Genomic DNA, 21,952 nt, shown 5'->3' on the forward strand with positions numbered 1-21,952 from the left:
TATCTACCATTCTCAGCGATTTTAACGCTGCTGGACGGTTTCCACTAGAAAAAGCAAGAACGCCTACATAAAGCACACCCTCTTATTTCTAGCAAACCCTGTCAAGCATTGCAAGTTTTTTTCAAGACTTTAGTGATTTTACAGAGGTAAAATGATATGATATCCTCCGTGTTCTTTTGACCGGAATGGAGGTGGCTTCACGCCATGCGATTATTAAAGGGGTTATCTGTGCTTGCCGCATTAGGAATGCTGCTTGTTTTATTAGGAGGGGCCCTTGTCACAAAAACGGACTCTGGTATGGGTTGTGGAAACAGCTGGCCGTTATGCCATGGAGAATGGATCCCATCAGAGATCGATCTCGCCTTAATCATTGAATTGAGCCACCGCCTCGTTTCTGGAGGTGTAGGTTTACTTGTGCTAGCCCTTTCTATACTGGCTTGGGTGAAAGTCGGTCATATAAGAGAAGTAAAATTCCTCTCTTTTCTCGCTTTCTTTTTCTTGCTCGCCCAAGGGTTGATCGGTGCCGCTGCCGTAAAATGGGGACAGTCTGATTTTGTACTGGCTATCCACTTCGGCATTTCCCTTGTGTCCTTTGCTGCTGTGCTTTTATTGATGCTGATTATATTTGAAATCGACCGAAAATTTGATGCCCGATCTCTTTTTATTCAAAAACCGTTTAGGATACACATTTACGCTTTAACGACCTATACATTAATGGTGGTTTATACAGGCGCCCTTGTCCGTCATACCTATTCATCAATGGCCTGTTTAGACTGGCCGATGTGTACAAACTCCTCCCCCTTCGACTTTTCATCCTATGGGACAGCTCAATGGATTCAAATGGGGCATCGTGTTGCTGCGGCCGGAGTTTTAATATGGACAGGATATCTCATGGTGAAAGCACTGAAAGATTACAAGAACAGCCCGATCATGAGAAAAGGCTGGATGCTTGCTGCGAGCTTTATGGTAGCTCAGGTTCTCGTCGGTGCTTTCGTTATTATGACATATGTTCATTTGGGTCTTGCCCTCCTGCATGCGTTGATTATTTCTCTATATGTCGGTCTTTTATCATACTTCCTATTACTTTCTTCAAGAAGCGCAAAATATGAACGTTCGGTGAAGTAAAGCAAACAAAGATCTCAGAGCTCATGCCTCTGAGATCTTTTTACCTTTCTTTTTATCTTTCATATAAGATCCCGACTGGGGAAGACTCAGTTTTGAGATGTTTACAGGCTTCGTTGCCGTGTTGGGCGTCAGTAGTGGTTGGGATGACATAGAGCCTCCTCGAACTAAAGCTCTGCAGAGCCTCTGGCTCACCACGCTCCCGCGGAAACGAGTCTTTCCCCCCACCTCACCCACTTAATAAACATCTCGAAACTGAGTCTTCAATATTCCTATTGTTTAACAAATCAAAAAAGAGAGGAAGGCTCAAATGAGCTTCCTCTCTTTTAAAGTTATTCAAATTCGATCAGTAAATCGCCTACGTGGATGGCTTCGTTGTTTTCTACATAGATGGCCTTTATGACACCATCAAAAGGAGCTTGGACGGTCGTCTCCATTTTCATCGCTTCTGTAATCATCAGGTGATCGCCTTTCTTCACTTCCTCACCTTTATTAGACAATACTTTTATCACGGTCCCCGGCATCGTTGCTCCGATGTGTTTGCTGTTCGCTTTGTCTGCTTTCGGACGCTGCTGAACGGCCGCTTTCACGTTCTCATCCTTTACGACGACTTCACGCGGTTGTCCATTTAACTCGAAGTACACGGTACGGGTCCCATCGATCTGTGGCTCACCGACGGAGACAAGCTTCACGATCAAGGTTTTCCCTTGTTCAATATCGACTTCAATTTCTTCACCCAGTCTCATTCCATAGAAGAATGTCGGAGTGTCGAGAACAGACATATCCCCGTACTGCTCCTTGAATTTATGATGATCCATGAACACTTTTGGATAAAGAGCGTAACTAATCATATCAAAGCTGGTTACCTGGCGATCGAGGGAATGGAACAGTGTCTCTTTCAAGTTGTTGAAGTCGACCGGTTCCAAGAGCTCCCCTGGTCTCACCGTAATTGGCTCGCGCCCTTTCAATATAATTCGTTGAAGCTCTGCTGGAAAACCTCCGTATGGTTGTCCGAGATAACCTTGGAAGAATTCCACGACACTGTCAGGGAAATCAAGGGAATCGCCCTTTTCATAGATGTCGTCTTCATTCAGATCATTTTGGACCATGTATAGAGCCATATCACCGACGATCTTGGAAGACGGTGTTACTTTGACAATGTCGCCGAACATATCATTCACCCGGCGGTACATGGACTTGACTTCATCCCAGCGGTGTCCCAAACCGACCGCTTTTGCTTGTTGCTGCAGGTTGCTGTATTGTCCTCCAGGCATTTCGTGTTCATACACTTCTGTATGCGGAGCCATCATACCGCTCTCAAAATCCTGATAGTATTTTCTTGTATCTTCCCAAAAATGTCCAAGCTCTTCGTAAGAGGAGATGTCTAGATTCGGCTTACGCTCACTACCTTCAAGGGCGTAGTAGAGGCTGTTTGCACTTGGCTGAGAGGTTAAGCCCGCCATCGAACCGGTCGCCACATCCACGACATCCACGCCTGCTTCAATGGCTTTCGCATAGGTGAACAACCCATTTCCACTCGTATCATGGGTATGCAGATGGATCGGGATGTCGACGGTTTCCTTCAATGAGCTGATCAACTGATAAGCGGCTTCTGGTTTCAGCACCCCAGCCATATCTTTAATTCCAAGGATATGAGCTCCTGCTTCCTGAAGTTCAAGCGCCAGCTTTTTATAGTAAGCGAGGTCATATTTCGGCCGGCTGCTATCAAGAATGTCCCCTGTATAACACATGGCCGCTTCGGCTACTTTTCCACTCTCCCGCACAGAGTCGATGGCGAGTTTCATGCCCTCTACCCAGTTCAGGCTGTCGAAAATACGGAAGACATCAATACCTGCCGACGCACTTTTATCTACAAATTCACGAATAAGATTGTCGGGATAGTTTTTATATCCGACCGCATTGGAAGCCCTTAAGAGCATTTGGAAAAGGACATTCGGTGCTTTCGCCCTCAACTTCAACAGTCGCTCCCATGGGTCTTCATTCAAGAAACGGTAAGAGACATCGAACGTCGCTCCACCCCACATTTCTAATGAAAACAGATCAGGTAAAAGGCGGGCGGTAGGTTCTGCTATATTTTCGAGATCCTTCGTTCGTACCCGGGTAGCCAGTAGCGACTGGTGGGCATCCCTGAACGTCGTATCGGTGAGCAGCACTTCATTACGCTCTTTCAACCACGAAGCGAGACCTTCTGGACCTCTTTCATTAAGGATTTGTTTCGTTCCGCCCGGAAACGGTTCCGAATGCTTGATGATGGGGATTCTCGGTTTTGAATAGCTCGGTTTCTTGCGATTGCCGTACCCTTCGAATCCATTGATGGTTCGGTCCGCAATATAAGCCAACATCTTCGTCCCTCGGTCTTTTCGTTTTGGAAAAACAAAGAGCTCAGGAGAACGGTCGATGAACGTCGTATCGTATTCTCCGGATAGGAACTGTTTATGCTGAACCACATTCTCTAAGAAAGGAATGTTCGTTTTAATTCCGCGAATACGGAATTCTTTCAAATTTCTGACCATCTTATGAGCCGCTTGGTCAAAGCTGAGTGCCCACGTAGAGAGTTTAACAAGTAAAGAATCATAGTATGGAGAGATAACCGCACCCTGGAATCCATTCCCGGCGTCAAGCCTTACGCCGAAACCGCCACCAGAGCGGTACGCCATGATTTTTCCTGTATCAGGCATGAAATTGTTCAAAGGATCCTCCGTCGTCACACGGGATTGGATCGCATATCCATGTGTGGCAATGTCCTCTTGTTTCGGAATGGAAATGCGGTCGCTATGTAATCCATAACCTTCAGCGACAAGAATTTGTGTCTGGACAATATCCACACCGGTAATCATTTCTGTGATCGTATGCTCCACCTGTACACGAGGGTTCACTTCGATAAAGTAAAATTCATCACCGGTCACTAAGAATTCTACCGTTCCCGCGTTGATATACTTCACGTTATCCATAAGTTTGACGGCAGCATCGCAAATGGCCTCTCTCACTTCATCTTTCAAGCTGACACTTGGAGCGATCTCCACAACTTTTTGGTGCCTACGCTGTACAGAGCAGTCCCTTTCATATAAATGAACAATGTTTCCGTCCCGGTCTCCGATGATTTGAACTTCGATGTGCTTCGGTTGTTCAATCAGCTTCTCGACATAAACTTCATCACTGCCGAAAGCAGCTCTTGCTTCCGAACGGGCGCGATCATAAGAGTCTTCCAGGGTTGTAGCACTTCTGACGACACGCATCCCTCGGCCACCGCCGCCCATCGCTGCTTTGATCATCAATGGATAGCCATGCTCTTCACCGAACTGCCGAATCTCATCCAGTCCACTGACAGGACCGTCACTCCCTGGAATAACGGGAATCTCCGCTTGGACGGCTTGATCTCTCGCTTTCACTTTATCCCCGAACATATTCAAGTGTTCACTGGTCGGCCCGATAAAAGTAAGCCCCTCTTCTTCACACCTTCTTGCGAACTCGATGTTTTCAGATAAGAACCCATATCCAGGGTGGATGGCATCAACCTCCACAGTCTTAGCGATTTCAATAATCCCTTCAATATCCAAATACGCATCGATCGGCTTTTTCCCCTCACCAATCAAGTAAGCCTCGTCAGCCTTATAACGGTGGTAGGACCCCGTATCTTCCTGCGAATAAATGGCGACGGTACGAATATTTAATTCTGTACATGCACGAAAAACTCGAATAGCGATCTCGCCACGGTTAGCGACTAATACTTTATTGATTTTCTTCGTATTTGCCATGATTCCACTCCCTGTTTGTCTATGTTTTAGGAAATTTGAACGTTCTGATACATAGTTTTCTACTCAAGTACCGAAAATTCCTTTAAATCTGACAATTTTAGTTGTAAGAATACCTGACGAGCAGCATTCATTAAAACCTCTTCCTATATGTAAAAAGTAAAAATAAAAAAACTCAAATTACAACAAGCTGTCGCAATTTGAGTTCTTATGTTATGACTTCTGTGCAGCCTCATGCAAAACGTTCAACTGTTTTTCAAGGTTATCCAAAAGTGCTTTACCTTCTTCGTCGCTGATTAAATTCAAGCGAACCGCAAAATGAATTTCGCGGGATAATCCAAACATTTGTGTATCTAAAACTTCTTCGTAGAGTGGACACTGAGGCATGGTCAAGTTGTCCATCTGTACTTTTATCAACCTTAATATTTTATCAGCGTCAGCTTTTAGAAGGGCATAGGCTTTTTCTCGATGATCCACAGCCACATCAGACAACATCAAAATCCCCTCCAATGTACAAGTCTTTCTTCTTTTTATCTTATCGTTTAACACAATAAAATGCAAGATAGGAATGAACAATTAGAAGATCGACAAATCGTAACGGGTGGATAGGATTTCTAACAGTTTCAAACCAACTACGCTGTTTCCCTTCTCATCAAGACTCGGCCCGTAAACCGCGATTCCTCCAAACTCGTTCAACGAGGCGAGAACAGATCCCGATACACCACTTTTTGCTGGTATACCAACCTTAATAGCAAAGGACCCTGAAGCATCATACATGCCGCATGTGACCATAAATGTTTTACATATTCTCGCAAGATGTTTCGGTATGATTCTGCGCCCAGAGTGGATGTCCTTCCCACCATTCGCAAGGAGTGCTCCAATGCGCGCAAGTTGGCAAACATTCACCTCAATCGCACATTGCTTCGTATAGGCATCAAGCGTTTCTTCCACACTGCCGGTGACAATCTGATGCTGCTTCATGTAAAAAAGCAGGGACCGGTTCAGAAAGGCAGATTCAAATTCTGAGGTAGCCACTTCCTCGTTGTAGCCGATGGAATGATCATCGGTCAAGTCATGAATAAAGCTCAGCAAGCGCCCTACTTTTTCATCAGGCGTATCTCCGTGGATCATATTGGTCACTGCAAGCGCGCCGGCATTGATCATCGGATTGAGCGGTTTCGAGGGGATTTGTTCCAGACGGTAAATCGAGTGGAACGGATCCCCTGTCGGTTCCATACCTACACGGTCGAACACATAACTTTCCCCGTTATCCATAAGCGCCAAAGCGAGTGAGATGACTTTCGATATGCTTTGAAGTGTAAACCTTACTTCCGTTTCACCAGCCTCCACTGCATTTCCATCTATATAGTGGATGGCGACCGCGAGATCTTCCGGGTTGCTGCGTGATAAAGCCGGGATATAGTTGGCCACCTGTCCGTCATATGCATAAGGGCGTACATTGTCTAACCAATCTTCCAGGACGTTTTCTGTAATATCTTTAATCAATGGATCATGCCTCCTTTAATGAAATCGAATTCATTTTTTGCTATGATTTTGGATGGATGACTTTTTATTAATCGAAAGGTGGCCACAGCCATGATTGTTCAAATAGCAGGAAATGTTAAATTCCCAATTACACTCGACCCGACCGTCTGGATTTTCGATGATCGAAAAAAGACGTTCTCAGAAGTATTCGAAGGTGAAGAAAACCCAACAGCACCAACGCAAGAAGACGAGTTGAAGCGCCAGTCTACTCGTTTTGACAGAGAAGTCTATCAACAAAAAATCAATCCGCCAGTCAACAAAAGCATCAACCGTTATGAAAAACAAAGAATTTTAAAAGGTACATTTCTCATTCCGTTGAAGCCTTTTCTACATACCAGCGAACCAGCAGACGATGTAAGAAAAGCGGCACTGGTCACGGATGAAGGCGAAGAAATAATCGATGCCGATGTTTTATCCGACTCCCTTTTACTTTTCGCTGAAAATGGAAAGCCTTTGCAAGAGCATGGCCCCGTTCACCTTTATTTCAAAGACGGATCCAACCGTTCTGAGCCAATCAAAGGAATTAAAAAAATCGTATTGCAGTAAATGATGGGGCAGCTTTTAAGCTGTCCTTTTTGTATATTATCTGCAAGCTGACACAGGCTATAAATAAAAAAGTGGTGATTCCTTTGAAAAAATTAATTTGGTTAGCAGCCCTTTTGGGCCTAGTTGCGTGTCAGCAAAACGGTGGTGAAGAGTCACTGCTTCAAGAGCGACAAAACGATCCTGAGTTGCAGTATGTCACGGATTCAGATCCGGTGGAAAAGAAAAACATGACGAGCCAGCAAGCAGCGAGACACCTGGCTAAGCTTGCCGTCCAAGTTCCAGATGTACACGATGCAACGGCCCTCGTCCTTGGCAACTATGTAGTTGTAGGAATTGATGTGGACAAAGACCTCGATCGCTCCCGCGTAGGCGTCATCAAATATTCTGTAGCCGAAGCTTTAAAGCATGATCCTTACGGAAAACAAGCCGCTGTCATTGCAGACGCAGATGGTGTGGAACGTATTAGAGGCCTTGGTCAAAAAATGGCTGAAGGTCACCCTGTGGAAGCGGTCACCGATGAACTGAGCCAAATTGTCGGGCGCTATATGCCGAGTGGTTCGGTGGAAGAAAAACCACAGTCCAACTCCAATCAGGATTCTGTACCTGAGAAAGAACAAGAACAGCTCGAACAGATTGAGAAAGAACAATCCAAGCAAAACTAAACGAACAGAAAAACAGCTAAATCCTCGCGGGATTTAGCTGTTGCTTTTCTCAAGGATTTCTCTTTCTTTTTCGGTCAACTCATTATAGTATTGGACACCGAATTGAGATCCTTCTGCCACCATGTCTGAATTATCCAGAGAGGCTGTTTCAGGTTTCCCAGCTTCTTCAATCGGCATGTCCTCTGATTTTCCTAGGTTGCTCTGGATTGATTTTGCTTTGTCTTTGACTTGCTGACGCTTGTCCTCATCTTTCAAGAAATAAGCAAGCGTTCCTCCAAGAGTGGCACCGATAGCTGTAAAAATCCAACGTTTTCTCAAACAAATCATCCTTTCCTCTACTTCTGTAATTACATTTCCCAATCACATGAGAAGTCAAACGTAGAAATCTCATCTATTTATAAAAAACTTATTATGTTAAACTATATGTAATCGAATGGAAAAATAGAGGTGAAAAAGATGCGTGTACAATGCGTCATTTGCGATGAAATTGAGAAAATTGACAGCTACTGTCTACAAGCAAAACGACTTCGGAATCGCCGGATTCACACGTACATGTGTCAATCCTGCCACGATCGTATAGAAGAAAACACCAAGAGACGTTTAGCTACAGGGAATTTCCAATTCAATAGAGAGCGCAAGAAAGAAAAGCATTTAAGCTAGTTACTAAAAGAGAGAGGTTCTGCCTCTCTCTTTTTATATTGCACAGTTAAAGATAAGCTCCCGATTGTGAAAGACTCAGTTTCGAGACTTTTGTTGAGTGGATGGGGGCTGCGGGGAATAACTCGCTTTCCGCGGGAGCGCGGTGAGCCTCCTCGGACTGCGTCCTGTGGGGTCTCACCATGCACTTTTTTCCCGCAGGAGTCTCGCCATTCCCCTCCGCCCCTCTGCCATATAATTTTCTCGAAACCACTTCTAGAAGAAGCTCCTTTTATACACATGGTAATTGGAGAGGAATGACCTCCTAAGTACGCTATTATGCACGTGAAAAGCTTGTTATAGAGAGCTTTATGCTAATAAAACCAGGATAGTTGGAGACATTCTCCCCCAGTGTAAGGGTTCGTTACCTCCATACGACGAATGGGATGGTTGGGAAGCTGCGAGACTCCCGTGGGAGAAAGGAGATAGGTGAGATCCCGCAGGACGCAGTCCGAGGAAGCTCACCACTCCCCCACAGGAAAGCGAGTGGCTTCCCAACCATCCCTAACGCTCGACCAGGCAACGAACCCCGAAACACCTCGATACTGAGTCTTCAAAAATACTGCCATATTCTTTAATAACTAGACACTTTCAGTTATAGCAAAAGCCCCTTTCCTCATGTGAAAGGGGCTTATGGGTCAGGATGATTCGTTTTGCTGACGGGCTCCGCGTTCTCTGTGGAGTCTGATCCGATAAATACCAAGAATTAAAGCAGCCACCACTAAACTTTCAGGAAGAGGCAAATTCAATCCAAGGATTAAGGTTAAGATAAATGTCCCTATAATGAGAACCGAATAAACCACAATTGTCTTCATCAAAGGTAATTTTCTAGCGAATCCAAGCTTAAAAGTAATGATAGCAAGAATAACAGTCGTTAAGTATAGAAGCATGAAAGAACGAAAGAGCATGGACACTTCGCTTTCATCGTTTAAGTTCACTTCACTACCGAATCCGCGAAAAAAGAAATCGGCCACAGGCCATAGGTCCGTCGGCACAGGTAGTGTGGACATATCGTTCATGATGTTCCTCCTCATGGGTACCCTATTCTGTTATCTATCATACTAGAAAGCCTTGCCGGATGCTACCCGTGAAACCATTTTCATTATTTAGACATATCCTATATAATAGACTGGAATAGAGGTGAGCCTTTTTGAAAAACTTTCATATGAACACAGCACTATTAGCCAGTCTCGTCATTTTATCGTTTATCGCTGTAGGATTTGCTATCGGCCAAGAAATTTTCTGGCTTGCAGCCGTCCTTTTCTTTTCAGGATTTGCTCTTATGAGTGTAGGGTTGAGAAGAAAAAGAAAACAACAGCAAACGTCTTGATTCCAGCAGAAAGCGACCTCCTTCGAGGTCGCTTTCTTTTATTTCTTCAATCGGACGTAATCCTTAGATATTTCTTCATGAATGTTTGACCGGCTTGCGAGAACTGTCGTTTTGTTCAACAAGTCCAACTCTTCCCGGTCCGCACGGGTAACGATTCCACCCACTTCACGAACGATAATGCTTCCGGCAGCGTAATCCCATGGCATCAACGTCATCGTTAAATAACCATCCAGCAGCCCTTCGGCTACAAAAGCAAATTCCAAAGCGGCAGAACCATAAGATCTCGTACTGCGTATTTTTTTCACTAAATCTTCCATACCTTTATGATCCACGTGTGGATTTTCAGGAATTAACCAGGACGTATTAAGCGCAAGGATCGACTGGTTCAACGGACGCTCTTCATCCAGGTGTGGTAACTTTTCCTCGTTCTTATAAGCGCCTTCCCCTCGTTTGGCTGTGTACAACGTACCGTCCATCACATTGTAAATTAAACCGATTTCACCAACTCCCTCATAATATACTCCGACAGATATGGCGAAATTTCTCTTTTGATGGACAAAGTTCATCGTTCCATCAATCGGATCTACAATCCAGACGGTCCCTCCGAGGTCTTCTATTTCATCACCGAATCCCTCTTCTCCTAATAAATAATGATCCGGATACGTATCATTGATTTTTCCCGCGAAAAATTGTTCTGTTTCCTGATCCATTTCTGTGACCAGGTCGTTTGGGTTGGATTTTGTTTCAATGGATCGTGGCGAATCAATGTTGGTTTTGATTCGTTCACCAGCTTCCAAGACCCAAGCTTTTGCATTTTCAAAAATCTCGTTCTTTTTCTGTTGATCCATAACATCGTACCCCTTTTATAAGTATCAATCTTTATCGTACCAAATCCATCCAAACATTGCACCAATTCCGCCCCCTTGTCCAACTAAAGCTCCCGATTGTGGAAGACTCAGTTTCAAGGTGTTTCCGGGGTTCGTTGCCTGGTTGAGCGTTAGGGGTGGCTGGGAAGCCACTCGCTTTCCTGTGGGGGAGCGCCGAGCTTCCTCGGACTGCGTCCTGCGGGATCTCGCCCATCTCCTTCTCCCACGGGAGTCTCGCAGCTTCCCAACCACCCCATTCGTTGAATGTGAGAAACGAACCCCTGCACCAAGTTGGATTGTCTTCCACTATCCCACTGTTAGAAATATAAAGCGCTCTGTATCAAGCCTTTACTTACTCTGGGGCGGTTTATTCGATCCGCTTCTTCAATCCTACTACTGGTTATTGCGGAAGTGGTTTCGAGAATCTTCCATGGCAAAGGGGCGGAGGGGAATGGCGAGACTCCTAACTTAAGTGTGCAGGCGCCTTGATTAGCGGCGTCTGGACTGGACTGAGCTGGCGGAGATAAAGGAAACACGAAGAACGGAGTGATTCGATGTTGACTTATCGTACAGAAGCGAGGGAAGTCTCACTAGCCGCTAGGCGCCGGAACCGGATATCGAAAAGGAACAGAGTGCATGGTGAGACCCCGCAAGGCGTTAGCCTGAGGAGGCTCACCGCGCTCCCGCGGAAAGCGAGTCATTCCCCGCAGCCCCACCAACTCAACAAAAGTCTCGAAACTGAGTCTTCCACAATCCTGCCATGTTCTTCAATAAGCCGTTTGGATTTAAAGGCAATAAAAAAGACGAGCAACTATAGTGTTGCTCGCTCTTATATGGACCATTCAATCAATTGCTTACGAAGTTCAGAGAGTCTTCTCTTTGTTTTTTTCATTTGTTCGACATCTCCGGCGATCATCGCATCGTGCAAGGTCACCAGTTCGTAATCAATCTCCATACGGATTACCGGGAGCTTCTCTTCAGCTTCTCTTTTACGCAATGCTTCCATGACATGTTTCACTGCTAATCCCTCCCTCTCAAATCCTTACTATATATATATGTGACTTTTGCGACAGAAGTTTCAATTAGATTACTTATATGTAACCCATTTTTACAGGATTCAAACCAACCGAACACATCACTTAGTAAGCTCGGTCGGTTGTGGTAAAATAAGGGCGAGAATTGAAGGAGTTGATCGAATGACGACATTTAGTGGATTTACCCAAGAGGACTTTGACGTTTTTTCCATTCCAGGATTAGAAAATAGAATGGAGGCTTTGAGAGATCGCATTTCTCCTAAGCTTGAGGCTATAGCGACGGAACTTGCGGCAGATGTCACTGCGATGACTGGGGACGAGATGTTTGTACACGTTGCGAAACATGCGCGTCGGAAAACGAACCCGCCGAATGATACTTGGGCGGCTCTCGCTTCAAATAAACGCGGATACAAAAAGCTTCCCCACTTCCAAATCGGATTGTGGGAGACTCATGTCTTCATTTGGTTTGCAGTGATCTACGAAAGTCCCATTAAACAGGACTTTGCCTATAAACTGGAGCAGAACAAAGATGAAGTTCTGGGTCATATCCCGGAGGACTTTGTATGGTCGATCGATCATATGAAGCCTGACAGCATTCCGCAGTCTGATGTGAATGAGGACAAGTTTCTGAGTATGACTGAGCGTCTGAAGACGGTTAAAAAAGCAGAGATCTTATGTGGCAGGAACATAGAACGTGGAGATGCGCGTTTGAAAGATCCTGATGCTTTTCTTGAGCTCTGCAAAGAAACGTTCCAAACATTGGAACCTTTATACCGGTACACAAAGCAACTGGATCAGTAAATAAAAGGCGCCCCTATGGGAGGCGCCTTTTCTCGTTTACATCTTCACTTTGCTACCTGTACTCAGAGTTTTAGCGTGTTTAACAGCTCTGTAGCAAGAATAGCCGGATTCTTTCTCAAATTGTCCGCACAGTGTTTTTTCTTCACTTTTAGACGGGACGATCTGTTTGAACCGGGTGTATGCCAACATCAACTCATCACGGTCGACGCCTTTTTCATAAGCTTGTTCGACCATGCTGTAAAAATTGACGACATCGATAATTTCTTCTTTTGACCAATAAATTTCATCAATTGGATAGGTATAACTCATAATTCTTCCTCCTTACTTGCTCCACCGGCTCCGGATTTCTTCCGCCTCAGAGACGATGCGCTTGAACAATTCATCAACCGATGGAACGTCATGGATCCGTGAGGCCACTTGACCAGCCCAACCGAATCCGTAAGCTTGTTTTCCATCATAAATGAACGTTTTATTCGCTTCGCCGTTGATGTAAGATTTCAAGCCTTCGTACCCTGCTTGTTCATCTTCCAATTCCAAAATACGCGCTGTCCATTCATTTTTCAAGGCGCGAGCTGGTGCTTTCAAACTCCGTTTGATGACGGTAGTGGATGTTTCGTCTGCTTGTATTAAAGCTTCAAGATAAGCGGGATGCGCGTGCACACACTCTTTGGTTGCGATAAAACGCGTTCCCATTTCCACTCCTTCCGCTCCTAAAGCTAGTGCAGCCATCAATCCTCTACCATCTCCTACTCCCCCTGATGCGATGACAGGTATATCAACGGCGTCTACGACTTGGGGCGTCAAAACGAATGTACCGACATCATCACGGCCAAGGTGTCCACCGCCTTCATGACCGACGACCATAACTGCGTCAGCACCCAGTTCCTCCGCTTTGACAGCCTGCCTTCTTGCCGCTACAAGCACAAGGGTTTTAATTCCAGTACCTTGGACAAGCTCAAGGACTGGGGCAGGATTTCCACCTGTCACAGAGATGACCGGCACCTCTTCCTCCACAGCCACTTGAACCATCTCTTCAAATGGACGTCCATGCTGACCAATCGCGAAATTCACTCCAAACGGGCGATTTGTTTTTTCTCTAACGGTAGCAATTTCTTTCCTCAGTTGATCCGGACCTTCCATACTCATCGCGGTCAACTGACCGAGTCCCCCAGCGTTTGATACCGCTTGAGCCAATTCAGAATAAGCGAGGTGAGCAAGCCCTCCCTGGATGATCGGGTATGTAATGCCTAATGCTTCTGTGACACGAGTTTTCCATTCCACATGAATCCCTCCCCTTTGTTTCATTTTAGCATGATTGGAAAAAGGATACACAAAAGACTAGCAAGCGAACGTGGAACCTGCTATAATTCATGTGCTTTTCTAAATTAAAGAGGTGGAAACACATATGAACCAACACAAAACTCCCCTGTTTTCAGGGTTAAAAAAACATAGAGATCGAAAGCCGGTCCAATTTCATATCCCAGGACACAAAGGCGGAAAAGGAATGGATGAAGAATTCCGGTCGTTCATCGGAGATCAAGCCCTTTCCATAGACCTGATAAACATTGAACCACTGGATGACCTGCACCACCCGCAAGGCATGATTAAACAGGCGCAAGATCTAGCCGCTGAGGCCTTCGGTGCGGACTATACCTTTTTCTCTGTACAGGGAACTTCTGGTGCGATTATGACCATGATCATGAGCGTCTGTCATCCCGGCGATAAGATTATTGTGCCGAGAAATGTCCATAAATCCGTAACGACAGCGATCATTTTTTCAGGAGCGAAACCTGTCTTCATCCATCCCGAACTTGATGATCGGTTCGGAATCTCTCACGGTATCACCTCAGAAGCTGTTCAAAAGGCTTGTGAAGCGCACCCAGATGCGAAAGGTCTGCTCGTCATCAACCCGACTTATTTCGGAGTGTCGGCCGATTTGAAAAAGATCGTTACTATCGCACACAGCTACGATATCCCCGTTCTTGTGGATGAAGCGCACGGCGTCCATATTCACTTTCATGAGCGTCTTCCTTTGTCCGCCATGCAGGCAGGTGCAGATATGGCAGCCACGAGTGTGCATAAGCTGGGTGGGTCCTTAACGCAAAGTTCTGTGTTAAATTTACGAGAAGGGCTCGTATCCCATGAAAGAGTACAGTCGATATTATCCATGCTTCACACGACTTCGACTTCGTACCTTTTACTCGCAAGTCTCGATGCCGCACGGAGACACCTCGCCATTCACGGACGGGAGTTGATGGAAGAAACGCTTCGACTTGCGGATCATGCCAGAAGAAGATTGAATGAGATTCCGGGCATTTACTGTCCAGGGAGCGAAATATTGACAAGCGATGCAACCGTCGACTTCGATCCGACCAAATTAATCATCTCCGTGAAAAAGCTCGGGTTATCCGGTTATGACGTCGAAGTTTGGCTTAGAGAAAAAGCCAACATCGAAGTGGAACTTTCCGATCTGTATAACATTTTATGCATCGTGACCCCTGGTGATCGGGAAGAAGATATCGACAAGCTCGTAACTGCTTTAGAGAAACTTTCTAAAGAGCACTCTGACGAAGAAGAGACAGAAAACATTCGGGTGAAAGTTCCCGACATTCCTGTGCTTGCTCTTTCTCCAAGAGAGGCCTTCTACTCTTCGACGGAAACGATTTTGCTAAAGGAAGCTGTCGGAAGGATCAGTGCTGAATTTGTGATGGTTTATCCCCCGGGAATCCCCATTTTTATACCGGGTGAAATTATCACACAAGAAAACATTGACTACATTCACGAAAATGTCGAAGCCGGTCTCCCTGTACAAGGGCCTGAAGATGATACTCTTGAAACGATTCAAGTCATTCGTGAACAACGTGCTTTCAAATAAAAAGAAGCCCGCCCTGGGCTTCTTTTTTTGTTTTCACTCTCCGGAGCGTTTCTCTCCTCTTGCGCGCGTTTCTCTCCTCTTGCGCGCGTTTCTCTCCTCTTGCGCGCGTTTCTCTCCTCTTGCGCGCGTTTCTCTCCTCTTGCGCGCGTTTCTCTCCTCTTGCGCGCGTTTCTCTCCTCTTGCGCGCGTTTCTCTCCTCTTGCGCGCGTTTCTCTCCTCTTGCGCGCGTTTCTCTCCTCTTGCGCGCGTTTCTCTCCTCTTGCGCGCGTAAGGATTTCCTCAAGTCGGAAATCCTTACGCGAAAATACAAAAGATCCAGGTCAATGACCTGGATCTTCATCTTGTATGCTTCCTTCACAGAAAGGATGCCCCCATTTAATAGAACATACTTATTATTTATCTTCTGGTTTGTTGCAGGTAGGACAGGTGCTGTAAAGAGTAGAAACCTTCTCATTTTCGTAGTGCTCAATTACCTTCTGACAGTCTTGACATACGATTGTACCCATTCACATCCACTCCCCATATTTGTAATCGTTTTCAACGTAATTTCATTCTAATATGGCACAATCGAAAAATCAAGCCCAAAAGTATAACTTTTTATAAAATGTGTCATACTAATAATTTCTTTACCTACTAGTATATGATCAAGATTCATATTTAAGCCCAAAAAAAGATCACTCGGACGAGTGATCTTTTCATTATGGGGTTTGGATGAGTGCGGGATCTAGAAGCTCATAGCCTTTATCTCTCAGACCATCCGCGATTGGACCTAATGCATCGTTTGTCCATTCCCTGTCATGCATAAGCAAGTTAGCGCCGTTGTTTAGCAGTGGTGTATTGACCATTATGTCAGCAAGGGCTTGAGCATCCTGGTATTCACCTTCCCAATCGTACCCATACGTCCAGTTCATGACGAGCATTCCTTCTTCTTCTGCCAACTGTTTAGAAAAATCGGTATTCTGCCCAAATGGAGCTCTGAAAAAGATTGGACGTTCGCCTATGATTTCTTCAATTTTATCATTCAGCCCGACAATTTCTTTTCTTTGTTCTTCTTCACTGAGGTCAGGTAAGCTTGCGTGGGTTTCTGTATGGTTCCCAATAGGAAAACCCATTTCGTGAATCTCTTTCAATTTTTCTTTTTCCTCTGGTGTATCAATGAAATGGCCATTTACGAAAAAGATTGCCGGCGCATCTTTCTCTTTCAAAGTCTTAGCCATTTCCACTGCGTGGGTATCTGGTGCATCATCAATCGTAAGGAGAGCGACTTTCGGATTCGCGTCTGTAATCGGCTTGAATGACCAGTTCCCTGTTATTTCGTATTGTGGTTCTACATTCTTCATCACTTCTGCATCTTTTTCAGAGGGTTCTTCTTCCTCTACGTCTTCTTCTTCTTCTGCTTCTTTTTCTTTTTCCTTCTCCTCTTCCTCGACCACCTCTTCTGCAGTCTCCTTGTCAGCACCCGCTTCTTCTTGATTCTGAACTTCCTCACTGTTCGCTCCAGAGCAGGCAGAAAGCAGGAAAATAAGTACGATCCACAAACTTGTCCATTTTTTCATAGGTGTTCCCTCCACTGTTATGTATTTCCACTTCCTCCATTATAAAAGAAAATTCAACATTTTTTCTATCGTTTTCGGGTAAAATATTATATAATGTTTTATCGTGGTCTCATGACTTCTTACATATGGGTGATAAAAATGCTACATTCATTGAAAAAATTCAAATTTTTAGGAAGCCGCACATTGAAAACGGGGATTTCTGTCTTTTTGACTGCATTAATTTGCGGTTTTTTTAATTTACCCATTATATTTGCTGTCATCACTGCAATAGTAACGATTGAACACACAGCTGCAGATTCGATTAAGAAAGCCTTCGTGCGCTTCCCCGCTTCAGCTATCGGAGCTTTACTCGCGACAGCTTTTTACGGGATGCTTGGAAAAGGCGCGTTGACGTTCGCACTTGTAGCTATGGTGACGATCGCCGTTTGTCACAAATTGAAACTGGATGATGGGATCTTGGTTGCCACCATTACGGCAACGGCCATGATTCCAGATTTCCAAGATCAATATGTGGTTTCATTTTTTACGAGATTGGGTACAACCTCCATTGGAATCATCATCTCGACTTTTGTGAATTTTTTCCTTTTGCCTCCCAATTATTCGCCGATGATTTACAAAAACATCAACGGTTTGTATAATCATGCTGGTCTGCTTTTGAAGCGAATAATTTCTGAGGTAACGGCAGAATCTAAAGAGAAAACTCGCGCTATTCAGAGGTCATACCGGCAATTGACGGCCCATCTGGAAAAGACAAATCAGCTTTCTCAATATCAAAGGGAAGAGTGGAAATATCACCGTCACTCAGAAGAAGAAATGGTCGCTTTTCAACTCTCTCAGCGCAAACTGGCGGCATTCCAACAAATTGCTTATCATCTTGGAAACTTGCAGTACGTCCAAACAAAAGCCTCTGATTTCACAAACGAGGAAAAAGAGCTTTTGCTTGCACTTACGGAGGAATTCACTCACGTACTCAGTGACCCGACCCACTCGATTAACGAAAAGCAGTTCGAGATGGTAAATAAGCTGGATGATGCATTCTGGAAATGGAAAGAAGACCATGTCGTAAAGCAGACAGGATACCGACACCACTTACCACCACAGACGATCTTAATTTACGAATTGCTTTGTTTTCACGACGTATTGGAAGAATTGCAAAATTTGTCAGAAAAACAGGAGCAATTAGTGAAAAAATGCTATTTACCAAATCAGTCGTAATGTGGTGAAGAAATCTTTTAACAGGAGGGAAGTCAGTAATGAAACAAGTAACAAAAGTATTTTACATTTCGGTAGTTGTCGCATTCTTATTCATTGGCTGGGGAGTCATCCCAGAAAGTATTCTACCGACTTGGAACTTAGAAAATGTAACATCTAACATACAGGGGTTTCTGACTGAAAAATTTGGATGGTTCTACTTATTATCAGCTACAGGATTCTTAATTTTTGTTATCTTTTTGGTCTTCTCGAAATATGGAAATTTAAAATTAGGGAAACCGGATGATGAACCGGAGTATCCTTATATTACATGGTTTGCCATGCTCTTTAGTGCGGGTATGGGTATTGGACTTGTTTTCTGGGGATCTGCAGAACCCCTTTCTCACTTCCACACCCCACCAATCCCGGGACAAGAGCCTATGAGCGAAGAAGCAGCTCAGTCCGCGATGAAGTACACCTTCTTCCACTGGGGACTTCATCCTTGGGCCTTTTATTCTGTATTGGCTTTGGCACTTGCTTACTTTAAATTCAGAAAGGATGCTCCTGGTGTCATTAGTGCCGCTCTCACACCTGTACTGGGTGAAAAGAGAGTAAAAGGTCCGATTGGTACACTTATCGACTTCATCGCTGTTTTTGCAACGATTTTCGGTGTTGCGACCTCTCTAGGTTTAGGTGCACTTCAAATATCCAGTGGTCTTGCCTTTACCATTGACGGTTTAGAAGACACATTCACACTACAGCTTACAATTATTGCTGTCGTAACTATCCTTTTCATGGTTTCTGCCATGACTGGTTTGAACAAAGGAATTAAATATCTTAGTAACACCAACGTGGTGCTTGCCATCGGCTTAATGGTGTTCATGCTATTCGCAGGACCTACGAACTTTATCATGGATTACTTCACGACATCATTCGGGTCTTATATCCGCGACCTGCCCTACATGAGCTTTCGGATGACTCCATTTGCAGAAGATAGTTCATGGGTTCAAAACTGGACCATATTCTATTGGGCTTGGTGGATTTCATGGGCTCCATTCGTAGGAACATTTATCGCACGTGTATCCCGCGGACGAACAGTTCGTGAATTCATTTTAGGTGTCCTTTTAGTTCCGACAATCTTTGGAGCTCTATGGTTCTCAGTATTCGGTGGAACAGCGATTTCACTTGAGTTCTTCAATGATGTGGATATCTATTCAGATGTTAGTGAGCTTGGTTCAGAAGTCGCTCTCTTCTCTATGATGGAAAATGTACCATTAGGTTCAATTATGTCTTTCGTAGGGCTATTGCTTATTAGTACGTTCTTCGTGACTTCTGCTGACTCTGCTACATTCGTACTTGGCATGCAGACAACGAACGGTAGCTTGAATCCTAAAAACCAGGTGAAATTCACTTGGGGAATCATTCAAGCAGGAGCAGCAGCCGTCCTGCTATGGCAAGGTGGCTTAGGTGCTCTCCAAACGGCAGCGATCATCGCCGCCTTCCCGTTCACCTTTATTATGATACTCATCTGCTTCTCCTTGTTTAAGACCTTCCAGGAGGAAGCGAAATTAGTTGATCTCAAAAAGAAAAAGAAATAATGAAACCTAAGGAACCCAGAAATCACTTTCTGGGTTCTTTTTTATACTCCATTCTCCCATTCCTTATAAGGTCAATAGATGCATGGCAAGCCTACTTTTCTTCTCCAAGCACCCTTCCCCTTCCTTTATATTTCACATCCTTACACAAGCTGTTGCACGCTTCTATATAGACGTCTACTAGGTTATTCGTTTAATGAAGGGTTTTACAGTAGATGTCACAATACAACATGAGACTTTCAATTCCATGACAAAACGATAACATCAAAAAAATCTCTCTTATTCCTTGTTACACTGAGTATGGATCAAAGACAAGGGAGTGGGTCGGACCATGATCAATCGTATTATCCTATCTTTCTTAACTATCTTCTTACTCGCAGGATGCCTCCAGAAAGGGGAAACCGTCCAAGTACTTACAGCTACACCTGAGAATTATGAATTATACTTATACTCTGAAGTGGACGAGGAAGAGTCTGCCCAGGATTACTTAAGCGCTCTCCTTGATTGGAAATTGAAGCAGGAGGACGGTACAGAATTAAAGTTTCAACAAACGGAAAAGAATAAAAACGACCTGGACATTCCTACAGAAGAATTACCCCTCCTCGTTGTGAAAGAAGAAGGAAAAACGGTGACTACGATATCAGGAAACAATCCACGTGAAAAAATCTTAATGACATTGGAAAATCATATAGCGATGGTTAGATAGATGCCAAGCCTCCCATTATTATCATGGGAGGCTTTTGTACATTCAATAAGGAACTCCTGTGAGAGGACGTTAAATCTTAGTTAGAGGCCCTTGACTCACCATTAATGGATATTAAAGCTCAGCTAGAGGGCGTTGACTTACCGTCAAAGGACATTAAACTCTAGTTAGGGGACATTAACCTTGTCTACAACAAAAAAAGCCCGACAGACTCATGTGAGTCTGTCGGGCTTTTTATCTTTCATTATTTAACGATGTGGATTGGTTGGTCAATCGCAACTTCAGCTGCTTCCATCGTGATCTCACCTAGTGTCGGGTGAGCGTGGATCGTTAGCGCTAAGTCTTCAGCGGTCATGCCGGATTCGATCGCCAAGCCAAGCTCAGCAATCATGTCACTAGCATTCGCACCAGCGATTTGAGCACCAATGACTAGGCCGTCTTCTTTACGTGTAACGAGTTTCAAGAAACCGTCACTTTCGTTTAGAGATAGCGCACGTCCGTTTGCTGCAAATGGGAATTTGGATGCTTTGACATCGTATCCTGCATCTTTAGCTTCCTGCTCGGTGTAACCAACAGAAGCTAGTTCTGGATCAGAGAATACGACAGCTGGAATTCCAAGGTAGTCAATCTCAGACTTCTCACCAGAGATCGCTTCTGCAGCGATTTTACCTTCATAAGAAGCTTTGTGAGCAAGTGGAGGTCCTTCAACGATATCACCGATGGCATAGATGTTATCAATGCTCGTGCGGCACTGTTTATCAATTTCGATGATTCCTTTATCTGACATCTTGATTCCTACATCTTCAAGACCGATTTCGTCTGTGTTCGGACGACGACCGACAGTTACAAGTACGTAATCCGCATCGATGGATTTTTCTTCCCCTTTAGCTTCATACTTAACGGTCACTCCATTTTCCGTCTCTTCAACACCTTGAGCCATCGCTTCTGTTACAACGTCTACGCCTTTTTTCTTCAGACGCTTCTTAACGATGGAAGACATTTGCTTCTCGAAACCGCCGAGGATGTCTTTTGTACCTTCAAGGATGGTTACTTTTGTACCGAAGTTTGCATACGCAGTACCAAGTTCAGTACCGATGTAACCGCCGCCGATCACGACCATTTTCTCTGGGATTTCATCCAGGTTCAAAGCACCTGTAGAATCTAGAACACGATCAGAGAATTTGAAAGAAGGAATCTCAATTGGACGAGAACCTGTTGCAATGATGCAATTGTTGAACGTGTAGGTTTGAGAGTTCTTTTCATCCATGACACGAACTGTGTTTTTATCTACGAAGTAAACTTCGCCTTTTACGATGTCTACTTTGTTTCCTTTAAGAAGACCTTCAACACCGCCAGTCAGTTTGTTTACAACGCCGCCTTTCCACTCTTGTACTTTAGAAAAGTCGACCGTTGTATTTTCTGACTTGATTCCCATGTCTTCAGCGCCTTGAGCGTGTTCGTAACGGTGACCAGCTTGGATCAACGCTTTAGAAGGAACACAACCGACGTTCAAACAAACGCCTCCAAGGTTACCTTTGTCGACAATGGTTACATTTTGACCGGATTGTGCAGCACGGATGGCGGCAACATAACCGCCAGGACCCGCACCGACAACTAACGTATCTAGTTCAATTGGAAAATCTCCTACTACCATACT

The 21,952-nt window shown here is 44.6% G+C and carries 23 protein-coding genes; 10 read left to right on the top strand and 13 right to left on the bottom strand.

Annotated features, from left to right (window positions below; translation table 11 throughout):
• The first annotated feature begins 204 nt into the window (after nucleotides 1–204).
• Nucleotides 205–1,125: a COX15/CtaA family protein gene (locus tag GLV98_RS05045; RefSeq protein WP_160912649.1), complete on the top strand. Its 921-nt coding sequence runs from the start codon at nucleotides 205–207 to the stop codon at nucleotides 1,123–1,125.
• A gap of 329 nt (nucleotides 1,126–1,454) precedes the next feature.
• Here the strand turns inward: GLV98_RS05045 and pyc are convergent, their stop codons facing one another.
• The 3 genes from pyc to glsA all read right to left on the bottom strand — a co-directional run bounded on the left by pyc (nucleotide 1,455) and on the right by glsA (nucleotide 6,401).
• Nucleotides 1,455–4,898: a pyruvate carboxylase gene (pyc, locus tag GLV98_RS05050; protein WP_160912651.1), complete on the bottom strand. Its 3,444-nt coding sequence runs from the start codon at nucleotides 4,896–4,898 to the stop codon at nucleotides 1,455–1,457.
• Nucleotides 4,899–5,108: 210 nt separating this feature from the next.
• Nucleotides 5,109–5,390, bottom strand: coding sequence for a YlaN family protein (locus tag GLV98_RS05055; protein WP_075036512.1), 282 nt, complete (start codon nucleotides 5,388–5,390; stop codon nucleotides 5,109–5,111).
• Nucleotides 5,391–5,471: 81 nt separating this feature from the next.
• On the bottom strand, nucleotides 5,472–6,401 hold the full coding sequence (gene glsA / locus GLV98_RS05060) for a glutaminase A (protein ID WP_160912654.1): 930 nt from the start codon (nucleotides 6,399–6,401) through the stop codon (nucleotides 5,472–5,474).
• Between the two features lie 90 nt (nucleotides 6,402–6,491).
• On the opposite strand from glsA, the gene GLV98_RS05065 reads away from it, so the two are divergent.
• Together GLV98_RS05065 and GLV98_RS05070 are read left to right on the top strand one after the other, a co-directional pair.
• Nucleotides 6,492–6,986, top strand: coding sequence for a hypothetical protein (locus GLV98_RS05065; RefSeq protein WP_160912656.1), 495 nt, complete (start codon nucleotides 6,492–6,494; stop codon nucleotides 6,984–6,986).
• Between the two features lie 74 nt (nucleotides 6,987–7,060).
• On the top strand, nucleotides 7,061–7,648 hold the full coding sequence (locus GLV98_RS05070) for a YhcN/YlaJ family sporulation lipoprotein (protein ID WP_337193721.1): 588 nt from the start codon (nucleotides 7,061–7,063) through the stop codon (nucleotides 7,646–7,648).
• Nucleotides 7,649–7,681: 33 nt separating this feature from the next.
• Here GLV98_RS05070 and GLV98_RS05075 read toward each other — a convergent pair whose 3' ends face one another.
• Nucleotides 7,682–7,966 carry a hypothetical protein gene (locus GLV98_RS05075; RefSeq protein WP_160912660.1) on the bottom strand — a complete coding sequence of 95 codons (285 nt, stop codon included), beginning with the start codon at nucleotides 7,964–7,966 and terminating at the stop codon, nucleotides 7,682–7,684.
• Nucleotides 7,967–8,104: 138 nt separating this feature from the next.
• On the opposite strand from GLV98_RS05075, the gene GLV98_RS05080 reads away from it, so the two are divergent.
• On the top strand, nucleotides 8,105–8,308 hold the full coding sequence (locus tag GLV98_RS05080; RefSeq protein WP_160912662.1) for a YlaI family protein: 204 nt from the start codon (nucleotides 8,105–8,107) through the stop codon (nucleotides 8,306–8,308).
• A 674-nt stretch (nucleotides 8,309–8,982) separates the two neighbouring features.
• Here GLV98_RS05080 and GLV98_RS05085 read toward each other — a convergent pair.
• Nucleotides 8,983–9,363 carry a YlaH-like family protein gene (locus tag GLV98_RS05085; protein ID WP_160912664.1) on the bottom strand — a complete coding sequence of 127 codons (381 nt, stop codon included), beginning with the start codon at nucleotides 9,361–9,363 and terminating at the stop codon, nucleotides 8,983–8,985.
• A 131-nt stretch (nucleotides 9,364–9,494) separates the two neighbouring features.
• Here GLV98_RS05085 and GLV98_RS05090 point away from each other — a divergent pair, with 131 nt between their 5' ends.
• The gene (locus tag GLV98_RS05090) at nucleotides 9,495–9,674 is read left to right on the top strand and encodes a hypothetical protein (protein ID WP_160912666.1); all 180 of its coding nucleotides are present in this window, start codon (nucleotides 9,495–9,497) and stop codon (nucleotides 9,672–9,674) included.
• Between the two features lie 38 nt (nucleotides 9,675–9,712).
• Here the strand turns inward: GLV98_RS05090 and GLV98_RS05095 are convergent, their stop codons facing one another.
• Entirely contained in the window at nucleotides 9,713–10,522 is an 810-nt protein-coding gene (locus GLV98_RS05095; protein ID WP_160912668.1) for an inositol monophosphatase family protein, read from the bottom strand.
• An 847-nt stretch (nucleotides 10,523–11,369) separates the two neighbouring features.
• A complete protein-coding gene (locus tag GLV98_RS05100; protein WP_089652764.1) occupies nucleotides 11,370–11,558 on the bottom strand; it encodes a hypothetical protein in 189 nt (62 codons plus the stop codon).
• Between the two features lie 178 nt (nucleotides 11,559–11,736).
• Here GLV98_RS05100 and GLV98_RS05105 point away from each other — a divergent pair, with 178 nt between their 5' ends.
• Nucleotides 11,737–12,375 (top strand): YktB family protein, encoded by a 639-nt coding sequence (locus tag GLV98_RS05105; RefSeq protein ID WP_160912670.1) that lies wholly within the window; start codon nucleotides 11,737–11,739, stop codon nucleotides 12,373–12,375.
• Between the two features lie 36 nt (nucleotides 12,376–12,411).
• Here the strand turns inward: GLV98_RS05105 and GLV98_RS05110 are convergent, their stop codons facing one another.
• Nucleotides 12,412–12,684: a UPF0223 family protein gene (locus GLV98_RS05110; protein WP_160912672.1), complete on the bottom strand. Its 273-nt coding sequence runs from the start codon at nucleotides 12,682–12,684 to the stop codon at nucleotides 12,412–12,414.
• A gap of 12 nt (nucleotides 12,685–12,696) precedes the next feature.
• Nucleotides 12,697–13,656 (bottom strand): nitronate monooxygenase, encoded by a 960-nt coding sequence (locus tag GLV98_RS05115; protein ID WP_160912674.1) that lies wholly within the window; start codon nucleotides 13,654–13,656, stop codon nucleotides 12,697–12,699.
• A gap of 124 nt (nucleotides 13,657–13,780) precedes the next feature.
• Between GLV98_RS05115 and GLV98_RS05120 the strand changes: the two genes are divergently transcribed.
• Nucleotides 13,781–15,250 (top strand): aminotransferase class I/II-fold pyridoxal phosphate-dependent enzyme, encoded by a 1,470-nt coding sequence (locus GLV98_RS05120; protein WP_160912676.1) that lies wholly within the window; start codon nucleotides 13,781–13,783, stop codon nucleotides 15,248–15,250.
• Here GLV98_RS05120 and GLV98_RS05125 read toward each other — a convergent pair.
• The 3 genes from GLV98_RS05125 to GLV98_RS05135 form a co-directional block, all read right to left on the bottom strand.
• Nucleotides 15,243–15,590, bottom strand: a complete 348-nt coding sequence (locus tag GLV98_RS05125; protein ID WP_160912679.1) for a hypothetical protein — start codon at nucleotides 15,588–15,590, stop codon at nucleotides 15,243–15,245. The genes GLV98_RS05120 and GLV98_RS05125 overlap by 8 nt on opposite strands.
• Nucleotides 15,591–15,642: 52 nt before the next feature.
• Complete coding sequence (locus GLV98_RS05130) at nucleotides 15,643–15,756, bottom strand: GapA-binding peptide SR1P (RefSeq protein WP_089652758.1); 114 nt, start codon at nucleotides 15,754–15,756, stop codon at nucleotides 15,643–15,645.
• Nucleotides 15,757–15,948: 192 nt separating this feature from the next.
• A complete protein-coding gene (locus GLV98_RS05135; RefSeq protein ID WP_160912681.1) occupies nucleotides 15,949–16,806 on the bottom strand; it encodes a polysaccharide deacetylase family protein in 858 nt (285 codons plus the stop codon).
• 138 nt (nucleotides 16,807–16,944) lie between these two features.
• Between GLV98_RS05135 and GLV98_RS05140 the strand changes: the two genes are divergently transcribed.
• The 3 genes from GLV98_RS05140 to GLV98_RS05150 all read left to right on the top strand — a co-directional run bounded on the left by GLV98_RS05140 (nucleotide 16,945) and on the right by GLV98_RS05150 (nucleotide 20,298).
• On the top strand, nucleotides 16,945–18,021 hold the full coding sequence (locus GLV98_RS05140) for an FUSC family protein (RefSeq protein ID WP_160912683.1): 1,077 nt from the start codon (nucleotides 16,945–16,947) through the stop codon (nucleotides 18,019–18,021).
• Nucleotides 18,022–18,059: 38 nt separating this feature from the next.
• Nucleotides 18,060–19,595, top strand: coding sequence for a glycine betaine uptake BCCT transporter (locus GLV98_RS05145; RefSeq protein ID WP_160912685.1), 1,536 nt, complete (start codon nucleotides 18,060–18,062; stop codon nucleotides 19,593–19,595).
• Between the two features lie 328 nt (nucleotides 19,596–19,923).
• The gene (locus GLV98_RS05150; protein ID WP_160912687.1) at nucleotides 19,924–20,298 is read left to right on the top strand and encodes a hypothetical protein; all 375 of its coding nucleotides are present in this window, start codon (nucleotides 19,924–19,926) and stop codon (nucleotides 20,296–20,298) included.
• Between the two features lie 241 nt (nucleotides 20,299–20,539).
• Here the strand turns inward: GLV98_RS05150 and lpdA are convergent, their stop codons facing one another.
• Nucleotides 20,540–21,949: a dihydrolipoyl dehydrogenase gene (lpdA, locus tag GLV98_RS05155; protein WP_160912689.1), complete on the bottom strand. Its 1,410-nt coding sequence runs from the start codon at nucleotides 21,947–21,949 to the stop codon at nucleotides 20,540–20,542.
• Nucleotides 21,950–21,952: the final 3 nt, after the last annotated feature.

Source organism: Halobacillus litoralis, assembly GCF_009856415.1.
Taxonomy (GTDB): Bacteria; Bacillota; Bacilli; order Bacillales; family Halobacillaceae; genus Halobacillus; species Halobacillus litoralis_C.